The following is a 516-nucleotide window of genomic DNA, read 5'->3' on the forward strand; positions in this document are numbered from 1 at the left end:
CTCGCCGGCTGACCGTGACGCGACCGAAGGTCCAATTGTCCTGAACCAGACAGCCAATAAGCTCGCGATGACACCGTATTCGCGGGGCCGTCGGCGTGTTGGCTGCACGTCGCATTCGAACAGGGAGGAACGACGATGAAGAAGCATGTGATCCGATCGATCATCAGCGCAACGACGCTGGCGCTTGCAATGGCAGGTCCGGCGATGGCGCAACAAGGACCCGCCGACGCCGAACTGATGGCCGATGCACAATCCACCGGAGACGTGCTGAGCTATGGCATGGGTCCTCAGGGGCACCGATTCAGCCCCCTTACGAAACTCGACTCGAGCAATGTCGCAAAGCTGACCCCCGTCTTTTCGGCATCGCTCGGCGGCGAGAAGCAGCGCGGCCAGGAAGCGCAGCCGATCGTCTATGACGGCACCATCTATGTCACCGGCTCCTATTCGCGGCTATTCGCGTTCGATGCGCGAACCGGCGAAGAAAAATGGCAGTATGACGCGCGGCTGCCCGAGGGG

The 516-nt window shown here is 61.6% G+C and carries 1 pseudogene; it reads left to right on the forward strand.

Annotation, left to right across the window (positions count from 1 at the left end):
* Window positions 1–135: 135 nt before the first annotated feature.
* Window positions 136–516: pseudogene (locus tag ACT6QU_RS19535) on the forward strand (PQQ-dependent dehydrogenase, methanol/ethanol family); the annotation flags it as partial.

Source organism: Aliihoeflea sp. (assembly GCF_052435475.1).
In the GTDB taxonomy this organism is placed as follows: Bacteria; Pseudomonadota; Alphaproteobacteria; order Rhizobiales; family Rhizobiaceae; genus Aliihoeflea.